Below are 17,104 nucleotides of genomic sequence, written 5' to 3' on the forward strand. Positions count from 1 at the left end.
GGATCCGTAGCACCCGAATCAATAGAACCCGAATCAGTAGAACCATTTGTACCGCGCGCCCAGCAACGTGACGGGCGTGCCGATCTTCGACACGCGCTGATGCTGAAGGAACACCGCCAGGTGATCGCCGCCCAGCACCGCGCCGGCAATGCCGATACTCACGTCCGGTCCCCAGCCCTGAATCGAGTCGTGCACGATGCCCACGTCGAAGAACGGACGCCATGCATGCGTGTACTGCTCGAGCAGATCGTTGCCGAAGCCGAAGTAGAAGCCGTATTGCGTGTACGTGTCCGGCATGAAGTCCTGCGGCGACGCAGGCTGCAAGGCCGTCGGCAACAGGCGCGTCATCAGCGCGTCGGCCTGGCCGCTTGCGCCGTAGCCGCCGTGCGTGATCAGCGCGCGCAACGTGTAGTCCGGGTAAGTCGTGCGGATGCGGTAGGTCACTTCCGCTGTCGACAGCACGCCGCTGCCGATGTAGTTGCGCGCCTGGCTGTAGAAGCGGTCCGCTTCGACGCTGCCCGTGAGCGTGATGCGTTCGGTCATCCGATACGTCAGATCGCCGATCACGTTGTCCTTCATGCCGCCGACCAGCAGTGTCTGGTTTTCATCCGCGACCTGGTTGCGGCCCGCGCGCACGCCGAGCGTGAGCGGCGAGTTGCGCCCCACTTCGCCCGCGAGATCGAGCGTGTAGAACGCGGCCGAACCGACGCGCCGGCCGCCTGTGATCCTGAACGACGTGTCGCGCGTTTGCCGCTCGCCGTAGATGTCGAGCCAGCGGTCGACGGACGGCACGTTGACCAGTTGCGTGATGTCGGTCGAATGCTGGAAGTGCTGCACGGCCGTCACGCCGACCAGATAGCGCTCGGCAATCTTGCGGCTGGCGGCGAGCGTCGTCTCGACGTAATCGAGCGGATGCTCGATGTGATTGACGACATCGGCGTCGATCGATTGCGGCCAGTCGAGCGTCGTTTCCGTCACGCGCGTATGCAGGTCGGTATCTTCCGGCGCGCCGTCGAGCGCGTTGAACGCGAGTTGCTGCGCGCGGTCCGGACGGTCGACGGCGATCGTCGCGTCGATGCGGTCGTTGACGGGCAGTCGCGAGCGCTCCACCGCGAGCAGGCGCTCCATCTCGGGGATATTGTTCTCGGCGAGCGCGATGGTCAGCTGCGCATCGGCGGGACGCGACAGGCGCTCCGCGTATTGCTGCGCGAGCCAGCGTTTCGCCAGCGGATTGCTTTCCTTCGACAACGCCCACGCCACGGCCACTTCCTTCGCAACGGCACCACGCACGCGCGCGTTCTCGGGCAGGCCGGCGCCGTCCAGCGGCGCGCCGCCCGGCAAGCCCTTCGCCGTGCCGATCATCGAGCGGCGCGCGATCGAATTGTCAGCCGATGCGGGCCGCGCCGACATCAGGCTGTCGAGCAGCGCAGCGGACGTATCGCCCGTTGCGTAGTCGGCCGAGAGCGTCACGCGCCGGCCGCGCAGGTCTTCGAGCGTCTCGGCGTCCTGCGCGGTGCGGCCGCGCATGGCCGCGCGCTGCGCGCCGTGCAGTTTCACGAGCTGCGCTTCGTCCTGCTGCATCTGCAGCCACACCTTCTTGCGGATCGACCACGCGAGACCGTCGTGACCCGCCTGCTCCTGCGCGTCGGCATAGGTGAGCAGCCACAGCGGATCGCGCGACATCATCGCCGACTGGCGGCGCAGATATTCGAGCGCGGCGACCGGCCGGTTCAGGCGCATTTCGGCGGCTGCGTAGGGCTCCCACAAGGCCGAGCTTTGATCGGCACTGCCGCGCCAGCGCTTGAGCGCTTCGCGCAGATCGCCGTCGCTGCCGTAGTCGACCAGCGTCCACAGGTACGCCGCGCGCAGATCGGAGCTCGCGCCCGGCAGATCGACGGCGCGCTTCAGATCGGCGAGCGCCTTCTGCGGCTCGTTGATCAGGCGATAGTATTCAGCGCGCACGCCGAGCAGCGCGGGCGAGGCTTCCGCTGCCTTGCGCTCGTCGGGCGTCAGGCTCGCGAGCAGCGTCGCGATGCGGTCCATCGCCTGCGCGTCGGTGTAGTAGAAGATTGCGTCCTGCAACGCGCGCACCGTGTGATCGCGGCGATAGCGCAATTCGGCGACACGGCCCGCATCGATCGGATACGGATCGTAGAAGTACGTCATGTCGCCGAGGTCTTCGGGCGTCGCCGCGCCGCTCGCGATCAGATGGAAATACGCTTCGTTCGCGTCGTCGTCCCGTTGCAGCAGACGCGCGAGTTCCGCGTAGTTGCGCCAGAAGTCCTCGTCGCTGTCTTTCGCGCCCGCGCGCGCCGTTTTCAGCGCAGCCAGCGACGCACGATAGTCGCCCTGCCGGTACAACACGCTGGCCGTGCGCAGCGCCGCATTCGCGTCGTTCGGATGACGCGCCTGCACCGCGCGATAGGTCGCGAGCGCCTGATCGTCGTGACCCGCGCGCTCGGCAAGCTGGCCGATGCGTTGATCGATCGCATCGGCATTTGTTGTGCGCGGCAGCGAGCGCAGGAATGCAAGGCCATCGTCGGGACGGCCGAGACGTTCGTACGTTGCCGTCACGTTGTCGATCAGCTTCAGGTCGTTCGGCTTGGCGCGCGCCTCGTGCACGAGCGCCGTCAGATAGGCTTCGTCGTCATCGAGCATGGGCGCGATGCGCAGCACGTTCTGCCAGCCGACCTGATCGTTCGACAGTTGCGCGTAGTCGAGCCACGACTTCAGCGCGAGCGACGGATCGCGATTCCATTCGGCGACCTGCGCGAGACGCTTGACCCATTCCACCGAACGCGGATCGCGCTGCACCTGCTGCGCGGCGACTTTCTGCGCGCTCGCCAGATCGCCCGATTCGACGAAGGCCTGGAATACGACGTTCGCGACGCTCGGGTCCGAACGGATTGCGGAGGCGTCGACGCCGTTCACACTGCTGGCGGCTTGCGGCGCTGACGCTGCTGGTGCGACCGGCGCTGCTTGCGTGGCGACGCGGATCACCCGCACTTCGCCCTGCTCTTGCGCGGCTGCCTCACGCATCGCGGCGCGCAGGCTGACGAGCGAGCCGCCATGCCGGTACGCGACGGGACCATCCATATACGCATAACCCGCTTGCGCCACGCTGCGCACATGCTCGGCGAGCGGCGACGTCGGCTCGGCGAGCGCGTACTTCGCCAGCAGCTTCGCATAGCGGTCCACAGCGTCCGGACGATTGGCCGCGCGCGCGAGATTGAGCATCACGATGAGCGTGGCGGGATCGTCGGCGAGCTTGCCGAGATGCGCGTCGGCGGCCGTCAGCGCGTCGTCGAGCAGATTGCCCGACTGCAGCGTGCGCACGCCCGCGACGAAGCAACGGCGCTGCTCGTCGCGCGTCTGCGCCACGGCTTCCTGACGGAACCATGCGTCGGCGGCTGCGTGATAGTCGCCGACCTGCAGCGCGTAGCGCGTGATCTGCGTGTCCCACTTCGTGCGCCCGTCGGGATCGTTGGCCGACAGACGCGCGTACAGACGCGCCGCGAGATCGGGCATGCCGACGGCGGCCGAACGCTGCGCGAGCCACTCCAGATCCTTCGGCGCCCACGGCAGCTTCGCGGCCTGCGTCAGGCGCGCGCGCAGCTCTTCGAGCGCGGGCGCGCGGCGCGGGTCTTCTTCGGGAATCGCGAAGGTGCGCTGCTCCGTCACCGACAGATGCAGCATCATCGCGCTGCGCATCATGTCATCGGTGCCGAGCGCTTCCATGCGCGTGGCAATACGTTCGGCGTCGTCGGTGCGTCCCAGATATAGATACTGGGCGCCCAGCAACGACAGGAATTCTTCGTTGTCGGGCCGCACCTTCGACCACGCTTCCAGATACGCGACGCTCAACTCGCTCGGCGCGCCGACGGAGGCGACACGCTGACGCAAGCCGCCGCGCGGCGACACGCCGTACATGGTCGCGAGCACCACGCCCGTGAGCGTGTAGACGAGCCACGTCGGAACGATACGGGGACGTTTGTCGTTCGTTTTATCGTTCACAGCGGATCTCGACGGGCTGATAGTGGACTTCGAGGGCATTGAGCGCGGGCGTGTCGAAGCGTGCGTAGGCGCCGTCGCGTTGCAGCGGCACCGCGCGGCCCGCGACGCTCGCGGTGCAGCTTTGTGCATTCGCGAGCTTCACGAACGGCTGGTAGTAGCTGCCGAACTCGAACGAGAGGTTCTTGCCGTCGCGTTTGAAATCGCGCACGAAGCCGTTCGCTTCGGCGATGTACGGCAGCGCATCCGCTTTCGGCAGCGCGCCGGCCGCATCGAATGAGACGCGCGCCGCGCCATCGGTGATATGGATGTACGTGCCGTCCGGTCCCGCCGCGTAGCCCGTCACGCCGCGCGACGCGCGCAGATCGGGCGACGTCGTCAGCGGCCAGTGCAATTCGCGCACTTCGCCGTTGCCGCGCACGATCCAGTCGCTCGACCTCGCATTCGACGCCTCGCTTTGCACCGTGCGCGCGACGGCGAACGAGCGCCAGTCGAGCACCTTGTGCGCGTAGTCCGTCATATGCACGGGCAGCACCGGCTGCTTGAGCACGGCCGAGAAAATCTGGTCGAGCGCGCGCAGCGACGCGACCTTCGTGCCGCTGTACATGTGGTAGTAGATATCGATCGGTTTGAAGCGCAGCGGCTTGTCCGTCATGTCGAAGGTTTCGAGCACGCGCGTGAAGCCGTAGAACGGGCCGAGCCAGTCGTTCGTGTAGACGTTCTCGTCCTGGTTCGGCGCATACACCTGGTACGCGCCCGGCCCTTTCAGCACGCCGATGGGCGCGATATTGGTCCAGCTGTTCGCGCTCTTCGTGATGACGGTGTCGCCGCCGTTCACGTTATCGACGCCTGCTGCATAGACCTTGCGCACGACGATCGCGGGCGGCTCACAGTTGCCGGGCCATTGCAGGATCGTCGTCTTCTTGCCCGGGGGCGCGAGACGCGAGTTGATGTAGTCGATCGAGCCCGTGACTTCGCGGTCGATATTGAACGTGTAGTTCGGGATGTTCAGCGAGAACGCGGTATCGCCACCGCCGCGATCGATGCGCTCGCCCGTCTTCGCATCGACGTTCTCCCATTCGAACGGATGCGAATACGTGTGCGTGCCGATCGCCACATACGGCAGCGCGAACATCTTGCGCGCGATCTCTTCGAGTCGCGGCGAGATCTGCGGATACAGGCCCTTCGGCCCCACTTCGCCTTCGATCACCGACAGCGTCATCGGCACCTTGTAGCGCGTGAAGATCTGCTGGAACAGCGCTTCGCCCGAATAGTCGGCGCCGGGAAATTCCGCGCGCGACGCGAAGCCGTCGCCGTCCACGTGCGACATGAACAGACGCCGGCCGTTTTCTGTCGTCACGCTGGGCGACGGCATCGGTTGCAGACGCAAGGCCTGGCGCAGGAACTCGATCGGCTGGATGGCCCAGCGCTCCTGGCCGATGCCGTTGAGCGAGACCACCGTGTAAGGGCTCATCGCGAAGCCGCCCCACGGCGTGATCGCAATCTGGTCGAGCGTCGCTTCGCCGCTCTTCACGCGCAGCAACGACTTGCTCGCGCTGCCGACCTGCACGCCCGTCAGATCGCGCGTGCCGAGCTTCGGATCGACTTCGAAGCCGACCATCGGATCGCGTGTGACGACTTCGATCTTGTCCGCGAACGGCCCCGCCACGGCTTGCAGATCGAGCGCGCGCCCTTCGTCTTCCGCGGCGTCGAAACCGAACTGGCCGAGAAACACCATCGGCACGTGCGCGGCGAAGCGCGCATCGACCCACGCGCGCCAGGCGCCGCTGTTCGGCGTCTCGTCGCCCTGCAGCCACGCGACCACGCCCGCATAGCGGTCCGGCGTGATGCCCTCGGGCAACGGCTCGTGGACATTCGCGTACTCGACGTCGTAGCCGAGATAGTTGAGCGGCGTTGCGAGATCGCGCACGCCGGGTGTTTCGTCGAGCGGCAGGTCTTCGTCGCTGTCCTGCACAATCAGTACCTTGCGCGGCAGCACTTCGATCGCGCCGATGCCGACCGCGTTCAGCGACGCGTTCGTCACATACGGCGTGAGGCCCGTGGCGAGCACCTGAGCAGCCGTCGCGCGCGCACAGGCGCGGTCGTCGGCGGGACAGGTTTCGATCGTTACGACGGGCACGCCCGTCGCTTGGGTGAACTGTTGCGCGGCGGCGCTGCGCGCGTCGCGCTCGCCTGCCGCGACATTGCCGCTCGCTGCGTCGCGCACGAGCGACGGGCCGACCACCGCATACAGCGCTTTCGCATGCGGCGACGCTGCCTGCAACGCCGCGTCGCCGCCGATCACGATCTTTGCGTCGGGATGCGCGGCGCGGATTGCATCGACAGCTGCAATGGCCGTCGGCGTGTCGAGCAGGAAGCCGCGAAAGCCGCGCTGCCAGAGCGGTTCGATCTGTGCAGCAACGAATGCGTCGGGCGTGCCTTGCGCGGCATCGGCCTGCGTGCGGGCGAGCCATACCGTATGACGCAACGGATGCGCGGCAGGATCGAAGCCGCTGGCGGGATCGATCACGACGGCATCGAATGCCTGCAACTCGCCGACGGGCACGCGCGAGCCATAGAAGAATGCGAGATTGACGTGCGGCGTCTGTGTGCCGCCCGATGCTTGCGCGTGCAACTGAGTGGACGCGGAAGTCTGTGCGTGCGCGGCGACGCCGTGCAGCGCGAGCGCTGCCGTCGCCATGAGCGCAACCATGCGGGCGTGCGTCAGCGCACGAACGAGCGCGCGCGGTTGCGCCATCATCGTTCTGTGTCTTTGCGGCTTATCGCCTTGCATTACCCCGTCGAGCGCCGGTCGCGCTTCGAATATCGTTTGAATCCCCACTGGCATACGATTTTTTCTTCGGTTTATTGCTTTTTTTACCGACCGGCTTTAAACGCCGGTTTTCCCCGGGATTTATGTCCCTACGGCAGCATTGGATGGCCAAATGTCAAATACTGGCCAGCCGCGGCAAGCGGATGAAAATCTGCAGACTGGAAAGATCAGAGGATATGAAGCGCTATCTCTGTGAATCGGCGCGAATTCTAACGCGTCCATCGTCAAAAAAGACGGGTGTCGCAAAAATATCACGCGCTTAAAAATGCTTTAACGACGGGCACAGACGATATCGGATTAACCTGAGAAAGGCTCGCAAACGTTAAACAGATAATCGCGAACGGATATTCACTTTTCATTATTTTTCAATTCGGCACCGTGCGATACCCGGTATTTCATGCAGGGCGTGGCCATTTTAAAACTCCAATATCTGGAAACTGAAAGGCGCGCAAACGATTTCGCGGTTGCAACGCATTGCAACTCGCGTCGGCGCACGCGTTCATGCGATCATCGGGCGCATGAACGATCAACGTTACTGGTGCGACCCACAGCTGCCGTTCGTCGAAAGCCGGCGGGCTTCTCATTCGCGCGCGTGCTACGTGCCGCATACGCACGACACGCTGTCTATCGGCGCCGTCGACAGCGGGCATAGCAACTACGCGTGCGGCGACGACCGCGCGCGTCTGGGTCCAGGCAGTCTCGTGCTGATTCCGGCGATGCGGGTCCACTCGTGCAATCCGGACACGGAAAGCGAGTGGAGCTATCAGATGCTTCATCTCGACGTCGCATGGGCGAGCGCGGTGCTGCGCGAAAGCGGCAGCGCGGACGCCGATGCCGTGCTCGCGCGTCCGTCGATCAACGAGAGCCGCGAAGCGTACCTGCGTTACTGCGCGCTCAACCGGCTGTTGTTCTCGAACGCGGATAGCGCCGCCAAGGAAGCGGCACTGATCCTGTTCGTCGGCGAACGGTCGTGGCTCGGCGAGGCACGCGATGTGCCGCCCATACAGCCTATCGCCGCCGAGCGCCTCGCGCGCATCACCGAACTTCTGCATGACGCGTATGGCGAGCGCCTGCCCATTGCCGAGCTCGCGCAGATGGCAGACATGAGCCGCTACGCGTTCATTCGCGCGTTCCGCGCCGCGACGGGCATGTCGCCCCATGCGTATCAGCTCGATCTGCGCATCAACGCGGCGCGGCGCCTGTTACGCCATGGGCGCGCGCTCACGGCCATCGCGCATGAACTCGGTTTCGCGGACCAGGCGCATTTCCAGCGCGCCTTCAAGGAGCGCGTCGCGATGACGCCGGGTGCTTACCGTCGCGCAGCCGTCTCATAAGCGTGCCCTTCCGCGCCGCGTCGCGCACTTTTCTTCAATATCTTCGCTCGCAAGTCCAGCAGACTCCCGTCACACACAAGGAGTCGAGATGGGTCTTTCTCTTCAGCAATTCGTGATGGTCGCGGGCGCGCATCTGCTTGCGCTGCTTAGCCCCGGCCCGGACTTTTTCCTGGTCGCGCGCAGCGCGCTGCTGCGCGGCTGGCGCAAAACGGGCGCCGTGTGCTTCGGTATCGCCTGCGCAAACGGCGTGTTCATCGCGCTCGCGGTCGGCGGCTTTGCGGCGCTGCATCGGCATGGCCTCGCGTTCGCGCTCGTGCAGGCGGCGGGCTGCGCGTATCTGTTCTATCTCGGCGTATTGATGCTGCGGCACGCAAGAGCGGCATCGATCGAGGCGCACGTGCAGGACGGCTCGCCTGCGACGCAGACAGGCGCGTGGCATACGCGTTTCGCGATGGGTTTCGCGTCCGCGATTCTCAATCCGAAGAACGCGCTCTTTTACGCAAGCCTGTTCGCCTTGCTCGCGGCCCGCGACGCGCCGTTCGGCGCGCAAATTGTGTACGGCGTATGGATGTTCGCCGCCGTGTTCGGCTGGGATCTGCTCGTGGCGATGGGCATCGGGCATCCGTCCGTGGTCGCGCGCTTCACGCGGCATAGCGCCACGATCGAACGCACCACGGGTGCCGTGCTGCTCGCGATCGGAGCGAGCGTGCTGACGATGCTCGCTCGCGAATGGCTATGAAGGCGTTGGCGTCTTGACTCTGCGTTATCGATCACGATCGATCAATGCCGCAAGCTCATCGATCCCGTCAGGCGCGAACACGCGTATGCCGTGCCGTTCGAGCAAGGCGGCTGTCACGCCGGATGCGTCGTGTGCGACGCCCCAAAACGTACCGTCATGGATGAAACTGCTGCCACACGACGGACTGCCGTCGGCGAGCAGCGCATAGCGGCAACCGTGCGCGAGCGCCTGCTGGAGCGCGTGACGCGCGCCGTCGACGAAAAGCGCGGTGACATCAGCGCCGGCGTTATCGCGGATGCGGGCCGTGCCGTCGAGCACGTCGCGTCCGTTGCGGCGCAACTGGATTTCGGCGGGACGGCGCGGCGTGCTGAAGCCCGCTGCCACTTCCGGACACACGACGACGAGCCGCCCTTCATCGCGCCACGTCTGCATCAGCGCGCCCGCGAGCGACTTCGCGGAACCGTCGTATCGCACCGGTAAACCGGCGAGGCACGCGCTAACGAGTATCCTTTTCATGTCGGGACGATTGGGTTTCAGCGAGCTGCGGGCGTTCGACGGATGCCCAATGGGCACGGGTGTTGCTCCATGCCGTGACGGCGGCGCCTGTGTCCGTCGATGCGGTTCCCGCGCGTGGGTCGATCATCGGATCGATCTGTCCAGCAATCCTTTGGTGGAGGCTTCCATGCTTCGATACGCTGCCATCTTTTTCGTCATCGCCATTATCGCGGCAATCTTCGGGTTTGGCGGCATTGCCGCTGGCGCGGCCGAAATAGCGAAGGTGCTGTTCTTTATCTTTATCGTGATCTTTCTCGTCACGCTGCTCATGGGCGTGATCAGACGCTGAGGCTGCGTGCGGGCCTTGCGCTTCTTCAAAGGCCTGCGAAGTGATGGACCTTGCCGGCGGGCGTGCAATTTATAGTGCGTCCGCTTGCAATACTTTCCGCCCGATAGCGTCTGATGGCCTGTCCGGCGGCCTTACGCCCCCGTGAGCGACTCCAGCACGCTCAGTGCCTCATCCAGCCTTCGCGCGCGGCTCTTTTGAGCGGGAATACGCGCTGCGGCCGACACGTCGTCGACGCGCTTGCGCCAGTACGACAGCGGTATGTGATCCGTGCCGGAAATCCGCGCCAATACATGTTCGAGATGGTCGAGCGCCGACTCGAGCTGGTGATGGTTCATGCTGTTCCCCGATCGCACCGTCCGCGCGAACCGACTGTGTGTCGTCGCGGCGGCGTCGAATTGATATGTCCTGCAGGAGGCCATCACGCGCTCGTGATCCGGATGATGCATCGGATTGGCAAGTGCTCGCGGCCGTCGGACGCACAATATGACATCCTGGAAAAATCCCCCGCAAGCCCGCCGTTGCTTATACGAGGAATCCTCATAACTTTCACGCGCTTGTAAAACTGTCATCCTCCGGGGCCAGTCGCGGAATGTCCGGACTGAGGTCGTAATTCAGGAAGCCGAGAATCAGGCGGACCATTTCGTCTTCGAACGCATCGGTGCCGAAGTAATGCGGCCGCTCCAGCGCTGTCGCGAGCAGGACGCCGGAGATCGCGCGAAACAGCACGAAGCGCGCTTCGTCGCGCTTGATGCGCTTGCCCAGATCCGGGTTCTCACGGTTCAGCGTCCCCGCGATCAGTTCGAAGTAGCGCAGCATGCCCTGCCCGATCGCCGTGTCGGGCGCGGCGTCCGCCCATTCGGCGCGCAGGATGCTGTAAAGCCGCGGACGGTCGCCGATGAAGGCCGCCGTCGCGCGCATCATGCGGCGCGCGTTCAGGCCCGTGCCGAATGGCGCGGGCTGCGTGAGCGCTTCTTTCATCATCGCCGTGAGGCGTTCGAGTTCGCGCCGCGCGAGTGCTTCGATCAACCCGTCCTTGTTCGGAAAGTACTGATAGATCGCACCGATGCTGAAGCCTGCCGTATCGGCGACGCGCTGTGTCGTCAGCCCTGCCTTGCCATGGGATTCGAGCGTGCGTGCGGCCGCTTCGAGAATGCTGTCGAGCGCGAATTCGGCGCGCGCCTGCTTGGGCTGCCGACGCGACGTGTGAGTCGTGGGCAAAGAAACTCCGTGAATGAATGAAGGTTGAAGATCGTTGGGTGTGCAACGTGATGTTCGATCGAACCTCTCTACGCAAGCAGTTTGCATCAACCATGCCGATGAGGGAACGCCATAACGCGAAAACGGTGCACGATCCGCGCAGCGAGGTTATCACGCGCCTCGCCGCCTATCACCGTCGTGGCGCTCTAGACGTGCGTTCGATGAAGTCGAGATCGAGCGCTTCGCAGAGAAAGCGCTGCAAGGCATCGACGGCTGCTTCCTGCGCGCCTGCCGCCTGCCGCACGAACAGGCCGAGGTCGGCGGCGGGCGGTTCGGGCAGGCCGTCGGCGGCGCCGAGCACGCGCATCGTGTCGTAACGGATATTGCCGTCGAGCAGCACCGACACGCCCAACCCCGCCTCGACGGCCGACTGCACAGCGGGCAGGCTCGTGCTCGTGCAGACAACGCGCCACGCGATGCCCGCGCGCCGCAGCACCGTCATCACCTGCTGCTGCCACAGACACGTACCGCCGAATGCAACGAGCGGCAACGGCGACTGCGGGTCGGCAAGATAGCCGCGCGCGCCGACCCAGAAGAGCGGCTGCGTCCACGCGACGAGCGGCGTCGCGTCGACCATCGCGGGATCGCCGACGAGCACATCGAGCGCGCCGTCGTTGAGCCGTTGCGACAGCGCCGCGCTCGCATCGACCACGATCTCCAGCGCGACCTGCGGATGCGCCGCCGAAAAGCGCCGCAACGCGCGCGGCAGGCGGCCCACGGCCACGTCTTCGAGCATGCCGAGGCGCACGGTGCCCGCCACGTCGCCGACTTCGAGCGCGCGCCGGGCGTCTTCGCCCGCGCCGAGAATCGCATGGGCATACGGCAGCAGCCGGTGCCCGGCGTCCGTCAACCGCACGCCGCGCGGCGAGCGGTCGAGCAGCCGCTGGCCAATGTCGTCCTCCAGCCGCCGCAACTGCATGCTGACGGCCGCCTGCGTGCGTGCAAGACGCACGGCCGCCGTGCTGACCCCGCCCGTTTCGGCGACCGTCACAAAGGCTCTGAGAAGGCTACTGTCGAAGTCACGCATTATTAGCATCCGTGATAGCGGCATAAGAAATATCAGCTTATCTTAACGCCCGTTTCGTCGATATGATGAGCCTGTCTGTAGTGCACCCGCTCGAACCCCATGAAAAATTCCACGCTCGCCGAACCGCTTCCCTTTGATACCGCGCCGCCGTCGAGCGCGCCGAAGCGCCATGTCGGCATGGCTGCGCTGCTCGGTCTGCTGTCGATGTCGTGCGTGCAGTTCGGCGCCGCCCTTTCCGCGCCGACGATGGCCGCATTCGGCGCGTTCAGCACGACATGGCTGCGGCTCGCGTGGGCCGCCGTGATTCTTGCGCTGGTCGTGCGTCCGAAGCTGCGCAGCTACTCGCGCGCGCACTGGATCGCGGCGGGCGTGCTCGGCGTGGCGATGGCGGGCATGACGCTATGTTTTTTCTCGGCGATCGAGCGCATTCCGCTCGGCCTCGCCGTCGCGATCGACTTTCTCGGGCCGCTGACCGTCGCGACGCTGGGTGTACGGCGCCTGCGCGCGCTGCTTTGGCCGCTGCTCGCCGTCGCGGGCGTGCTGCTGCTCGCGCATGACCGTTCGGGTTGGATCGGCGAGCCCGTCGGCATGCTGCTCGCGGTGGGCGCCGCGTGCGGCTGGGGCAGCTATATCGTGCTGATGAAAAAAACGGGCGCGCTGTTCGACGGGTTGGAAGGTCTCTCGGTGTCGCTGATCGCGGCAGCCCTCGTTGCGACGCCGTTCGGCCTCGTCGAGCACGGCCTGCACATCGCGCCGATGCAGTTCGCCGCCACGGCGGGCCTCGCTGTGCTCGTGCCGCTGCTGCCGTACGCGCTTGAAATGATCGCGCTGCGTCACATGCCCGCTGCGTCGTTCGGGATTCTGATGAGTGTCGAGCCTGCCATCGGCGCGGCGGCGGGCTTTATCGTGCTGCATCAGCCGATGACGGCGCTGCAACTGGCAGGCACGTTGTTCGTCGTGAGCGCGAGCGTTGGTGTGATCGTCACGTCGAAGTGAACCGTCCGATCAGGTCTGGATGATGCTGCGTGTGAGCCGTCTACAATCGACGGATCGCATGCCGACCTGCAAGGAACCCAACATGACCGACGACGAACGCGCCATTCGCCAACTGATCGATGACTGGCTCGCCGCAAGCAAGGCGGGCGACACGGCGACCGTGCTGAGCCTGATGACCGACGACGCGATTTTCATGGTGCCTGGGCAGAAGCCGTTCGGCAAAGCTGCGTTTATGGCAGCGTCCGAAGGGCAGAAGAATGTCGATATCGACGGGAAGAGTGAGATTCTGGAGCTTCAGGTGCTGGGGGATTGGGCGTTCCTGCGGTCGCAGCTCGAAGTGACTATCACGGTGAGGGATGGCTCCGCGCCGCCAGTGCGTCATGCTGGGAATACACTTACGATTCTGCGCAAGGAGATTGATGGACGATGGTTGCTGGCGAGGGATGCGAATTTGCTTGTGGTGGAGGGGTGAACGCTTTTTCGTTGTTCACTTTTGGGTTTTGTTTTTGTTTTGCTGTTTTGCTGGCATCTGCGTGCTTTTGCGCTGGCATCCGCGTGCTTTTGCGCTGGCATCCGCGTGCTTTTGCGCTGGCATCCGCGTTTTTTTAGCGTGCTTCAAGCGTTGCCCCTGTGCGGGGCGGCACCTACTTTTCTTTGCCGCCGCAAAGAAAAGTAGGCAAAAGAAAGCGGCTAACACCGCCAATCCTCGTTACTGCCTGAGGGCCCCCACAGGGTCTTACACTTCACACGGCAATCACGTCATACATGCTCGCTGCCAGCGCTCTAATGTGCGCCTCACCCGCTTCGTGCTCCCGCGTTTCGGCATGCCACGCCAGACAGTCCACCGCCGTCCAGGTGGCAAACTGTGTGTCGGCCCGCGTGCTCCACACGCCTTACTTCGGACCGATAGCACACGCGTTCCACCTGTAAGAGCGCTAACTTATACGACGCGACAACCTACACACAGTTTGCCACCTGGGCGGCACCTACCATTCGCTGCCGTCTGCCGTTGTACGGGTGCCTGACGCGGGTGATGCGATTGTTCGAAGCGTTGGCAACGGGCAACGAACAACGCGTTACCGTGTGACGTGTGGGGACGTTGAGGGCCCGTGGATAAGCACACGGGCTGGCGGTGTGAGCCGCTTTCTTTTGCCTACTTTTCTTTGCGGCGGCAAAGAAAAGTAGGTGCCGCCCCGCACAGGGGCAACGCTTGCGAACCAATAACATCACGCGGATGCCAGCGCAAAAAACCAAAACCACCACCCCAGCGTCGCAGACATAAAAAAACCTAACCCGAAAACCCATCACCTTTCCCAAGGCGTAGCCTTACCACCCCCAACCAACCCATACTGCTCGCGCGCACGCGCAACAACATCACGCGCAATCGCGCCCTCATCAACGAGAGCCTTCAAAGCCGCAATCACAATCGACGCACGGTCGACCTCAAAGAACGCCCGCAGCGCCGCGCGCGTATCGCTACGTCCGAATCCATCCGTCCCAAGCGTCACATAACGCCGCGGCACATACGCGCGAATCAGCTCGGGCACGGCCCGCACGTAATCGGTTGCGGCAACCACCGGACCACGCGATGCAGCAAGCGCAGACGTCACATACGGCGTCGCCGTTTCACCATCATCGAACAGGCGCTCGGCGCGCTCCGCCGCGGCCCCATCGCGATGCAACTCGGTAAAGCTCGTTACGCTCCATACAGCGGCGTCGATGTTCCAGTCGTTCTTCAACATGCGGGCGGCCGCCTGCACTTCGCCGAGTATCGCGCCCGAACCCAGCAACTGGACCTGCGCGGTCTCCAGCGAAGAAACTTCCAGTGGGTACATGCCCTTCAGCACGCCTTCGCGCACGCGATCAACAGAAGCCGCAGGCAATGAAGGCTGCGCATAGTTCTCGTTCGTGACGGTCAGGTAATAGAACACGTCCCGCTGTCGCCCGATCATTTCTTGCATGCCTTCGTCGACGATCATTGCCACTTCATAGGCGAACGCGGGATCGTACGCGCGGCAGTTAGGCACCGTCGATGCCGCGAGATGGCTCGTGCCGTCCTGATGCTGCAAGCCCTCGCCGCCGAGCGTCGTCTTGCCCGCCGTCGCACCGACCAGAAAGCCTCGCGCGCGCTGATCGGCGGCTGCCCAGATCAGATCGCCGATGCGCTGGAAGCCGAACATCGAGTAGTAGATGTAGAACGGCAGCATGGGCAGATCGTGAACGCTGTACGACGTCGCCGCCGCGATCCACGACGACACCGCGCCCGCCTCCGAAATGCCCTCTTCGAGAATCTGCCCGCCCGTGTCTTCGCGGTAGTACAGCATCGAGCCCATGTCTTCCGGCTCGTACAACTGGCCAAGCGGCGAATAGATGCCGACCTGGCGGAACAGGTTCGCCATGCCGAAGGTGCGCGCCTCGTCGGCGACCACGGGCACGACCCGAGGCCCAAGCGACGCATCCTTCAACAGACTGCCGAGCATGCGCACGATCGCCATCGTCGTCGACATCTCCTTGCCGTTCGCGTCCAGCGCGAATTGCCCCCAGGAAGACATCGCAGGCACGGTCGGTGTCTGCGATGCCGCTTTCCGCCTTCTGGGCAGATAGCCTCCCAAGGCAGCCCGGCGTGCATGCAGGTACTGCATTTCCGGGCTGTTTTCCGCTGGCTTGTAGAACTTGAGCTGCTCGACGTCGCTATCGGACAACGGCAGGCGAAAGCGGTCGCGGAACGTCTTCAACTGCTCGACGTCGAGCTTTTTCTGCTGGTGCGTCGTCATGCGCCCCTGGCCGATCGCGCCCATGCCGAAGCCCTTCATCGTCTTCGCAAGAATCACCGTGGGCTGGCCGCTGTGCTTCAACGCGCGGTCATACGCAGCGTGCAGCTTGCGCACGTCGTGGCCGCCGCGCCGCAAGCGGTCGATATCGTCGTTGCTCAGATGCGCGGCGAGCGCGGCCAGCTCCGGGTTCTGTCCGAAGAAACGTTCGCGGTTGTAGGCGCCGTCGTTGGCCGAGAAGGTCTGGAACTGGCCGTCGACCGTATGTGCGAACGCGCGCAGCAAGGCCCCCGTACGATCGCGCGCAAACAGGGCATCCCAGTCCGAGCCCCATACGACCTTGATGACGTTCCAGCCCGCGCCCGTGAACTGCGCTTCGAGTTCGTCGATGATGCGGCCATTGCTGCGCACAGGACCATCGAGCCGCTGCAGATTGCAGTTGATCACGAACACCAGATTGTCGAGGCCTTCGCGCGCCGCCAGGGACAACGCGCCGATCGATTCCGGCTCGTCCATCTCGCCATCGCCGAAGAAGCCCCACACCTTGCGGCCTTCCGTCTTCTGCAGGCCGCGGTTTTGCAGGTAGCGCATGAAGCGCGCCTGGTAAATCGAGTTGATGGGACCGATGCCCATCGAGCCCGTCGGGAACTGCCAGAAGTCCGGCATCAGCCACGGATGCGGATACGAACACAAGCCCGGCCCCGCGATCTCACGGCGGTAATGTTCGAGATGCGTCTCGTCGAGAAAGCCTTCGAGGAAGGCACGCGCATACACGCCCGGTGACGAATGCGGCTGGAAGTAGACGAGATCGCCGCCATGCCCGTCGCCGACCTGATTCGCGGCGCGGAAGAAATGATTGAAGCCAACTTCGAACAGATCCGCCGCCGACGCATAGCTGGCGATATGGCCGCCCAGTTCGCCGTACGCGCGATTGGCCCGCACCACCATCGCGAGCGCGTTCCAGCGCAATGCAGCGGCGAGCTTTTCCTCGGTGTCGAGGTCGCCTGGATACGGCGGCTGCTGATCGACGGAAATCGTATTCGCGTACGGCGTGACATTCGCGCGCGCCGTCGCAACCCCATTGCCAAGCGCATGTGCGGCCAGCCGGTCGAACAGATATTGCGCGCGTTCGAGGCCGACGTGCTGGACGACGCCATCGAGCGCAGTCAGCCATTCGGCCGTCTCCTGCGGATCGCTGTCGATGCGAGCTCGAGTGAGGGCAAGAACGGGGCGGGCACCGCTCGATAAGTCCGTCATGGCACAACTCCGGCTGAAAAACGTACGTGAAAACG

12 protein-coding genes are annotated in these 17,104 nt (G+C 64.5%); 5 read left to right on the forward strand and 7 right to left on the reverse strand.

Annotation, left to right across the window (positions count from 1 at the left end; genetic code table 11):
- Positions 1–33: 33 nt before the first annotated feature.
- Both PPGU16_RS10560 and PPGU16_RS10565 read right to left on the reverse strand, forming a co-directional pair.
- Positions 34–4,014, reverse strand: coding sequence for a tetratricopeptide repeat protein (locus PPGU16_RS10560; protein ID WP_180719946.1), 3,981 nt, complete (start codon positions 4,012–4,014; stop codon positions 34–36).
- Positions 4,004–6,859, reverse strand: coding sequence for a bifunctional glycoside hydrolase/polysaccharide deacetylase family protein (locus PPGU16_RS10565; RefSeq protein ID WP_180719947.1), 2,856 nt, complete (start codon positions 6,857–6,859; stop codon positions 4,004–4,006). Before PPGU16_RS10565 ends, PPGU16_RS10560 begins: the two co-directional genes overlap by 11 nt.
- Before the next feature lie 503 nt (positions 6,860–7,362).
- On the opposite strand from PPGU16_RS10565, the gene PPGU16_RS10570 reads away from it, so the two are divergent.
- Together PPGU16_RS10570 and PPGU16_RS10575 are read left to right on the forward strand one after the other, a co-directional pair.
- Positions 7,363–8,178, forward strand: coding sequence for an AraC family transcriptional regulator (locus tag PPGU16_RS10570; RefSeq protein WP_180719948.1), 816 nt, complete (start codon positions 7,363–7,365; stop codon positions 8,176–8,178).
- 88 nt (positions 8,179–8,266) lie between these two features.
- Positions 8,267–8,917 carry a LysE family translocator gene (locus tag PPGU16_RS10575; protein WP_180719949.1) on the forward strand — a complete coding sequence of 217 codons (651 nt, stop codon included), beginning with the start codon at positions 8,267–8,269 and terminating at the stop codon, positions 8,915–8,917.
- A 24-nt stretch (positions 8,918–8,941) separates the two neighbouring features.
- Here the strand turns inward: PPGU16_RS10575 and PPGU16_RS10580 are convergent, their stop codons facing one another.
- The gene (locus PPGU16_RS10580; protein ID WP_180719950.1) at positions 8,942–9,433 is read right to left on the reverse strand and encodes a 2-thiouracil desulfurase family protein; all 492 of its coding nucleotides are present in this window, start codon (positions 9,431–9,433) and stop codon (positions 8,942–8,944) included.
- A gap of 166 nt (positions 9,434–9,599) precedes the next feature.
- Between PPGU16_RS10580 and PPGU16_RS10585 the strand changes: the two genes are divergently transcribed.
- Positions 9,600–9,761, forward strand: coding sequence for a DUF1328 family protein (locus PPGU16_RS10585; protein ID WP_007590496.1), 162 nt, complete (start codon positions 9,600–9,602; stop codon positions 9,759–9,761).
- A gap of 131 nt (positions 9,762–9,892) precedes the next feature.
- Here the strand turns inward: PPGU16_RS10585 and PPGU16_RS10590 are convergent, their stop codons facing one another.
- The 3 genes from PPGU16_RS10590 to PPGU16_RS10600 form a co-directional block, all read right to left on the reverse strand.
- Entirely contained in the window at positions 9,893–10,096 is a 204-nt protein-coding gene (locus tag PPGU16_RS10590; RefSeq protein WP_180719951.1) for a hypothetical protein, read from the reverse strand.
- A 211-nt stretch (positions 10,097–10,307) separates the two neighbouring features.
- On the reverse strand, positions 10,308–10,979 hold the full coding sequence (locus tag PPGU16_RS10595; RefSeq protein WP_180719952.1) for a TetR/AcrR family transcriptional regulator: 672 nt from the start codon (positions 10,977–10,979) through the stop codon (positions 10,308–10,310).
- A gap of 169 nt (positions 10,980–11,148) precedes the next feature.
- Positions 11,149–12,045 (reverse strand): LysR substrate-binding domain-containing protein, encoded by an 897-nt coding sequence (locus tag PPGU16_RS10600; protein WP_238271747.1) that lies wholly within the window; start codon positions 12,043–12,045, stop codon positions 11,149–11,151.
- A 99-nt stretch (positions 12,046–12,144) separates the two neighbouring features.
- Between PPGU16_RS10600 and PPGU16_RS10605 the strand changes: the two genes are divergently transcribed.
- The gene (locus tag PPGU16_RS10605; protein WP_180719954.1) at positions 12,145–13,041 is read left to right on the forward strand and encodes an EamA family transporter; all 897 of its coding nucleotides are present in this window, start codon (positions 12,145–12,147) and stop codon (positions 13,039–13,041) included.
- Positions 13,042–13,123: 82 nt separating this feature from the next.
- Positions 13,124–13,513 carry a YybH family protein gene (locus PPGU16_RS10610; RefSeq protein WP_180719955.1) on the forward strand — a complete coding sequence of 130 codons (390 nt, stop codon included), beginning with the start codon at positions 13,124–13,126 and terminating at the stop codon, positions 13,511–13,513.
- Positions 13,514–14,345: 832 nt separating this feature from the next.
- On the opposite strand, the gene mdeB is transcribed toward PPGU16_RS10610, so the two are convergent.
- Complete coding sequence (gene mdeB / locus PPGU16_RS10615; protein WP_180719956.1) at positions 14,346–17,069, reverse strand: alpha-ketoglutarate dehydrogenase; 2,724 nt, start codon at positions 17,067–17,069, stop codon at positions 14,346–14,348.
- Positions 17,070–17,104 lie beyond the last annotated feature (35 nt).

Source organism: Paraburkholderia largidicola (assembly GCF_013426895.1).
GTDB lineage: Bacteria > Pseudomonadota > Gammaproteobacteria > Burkholderiales > Burkholderiaceae > Paraburkholderia > Paraburkholderia largidicola.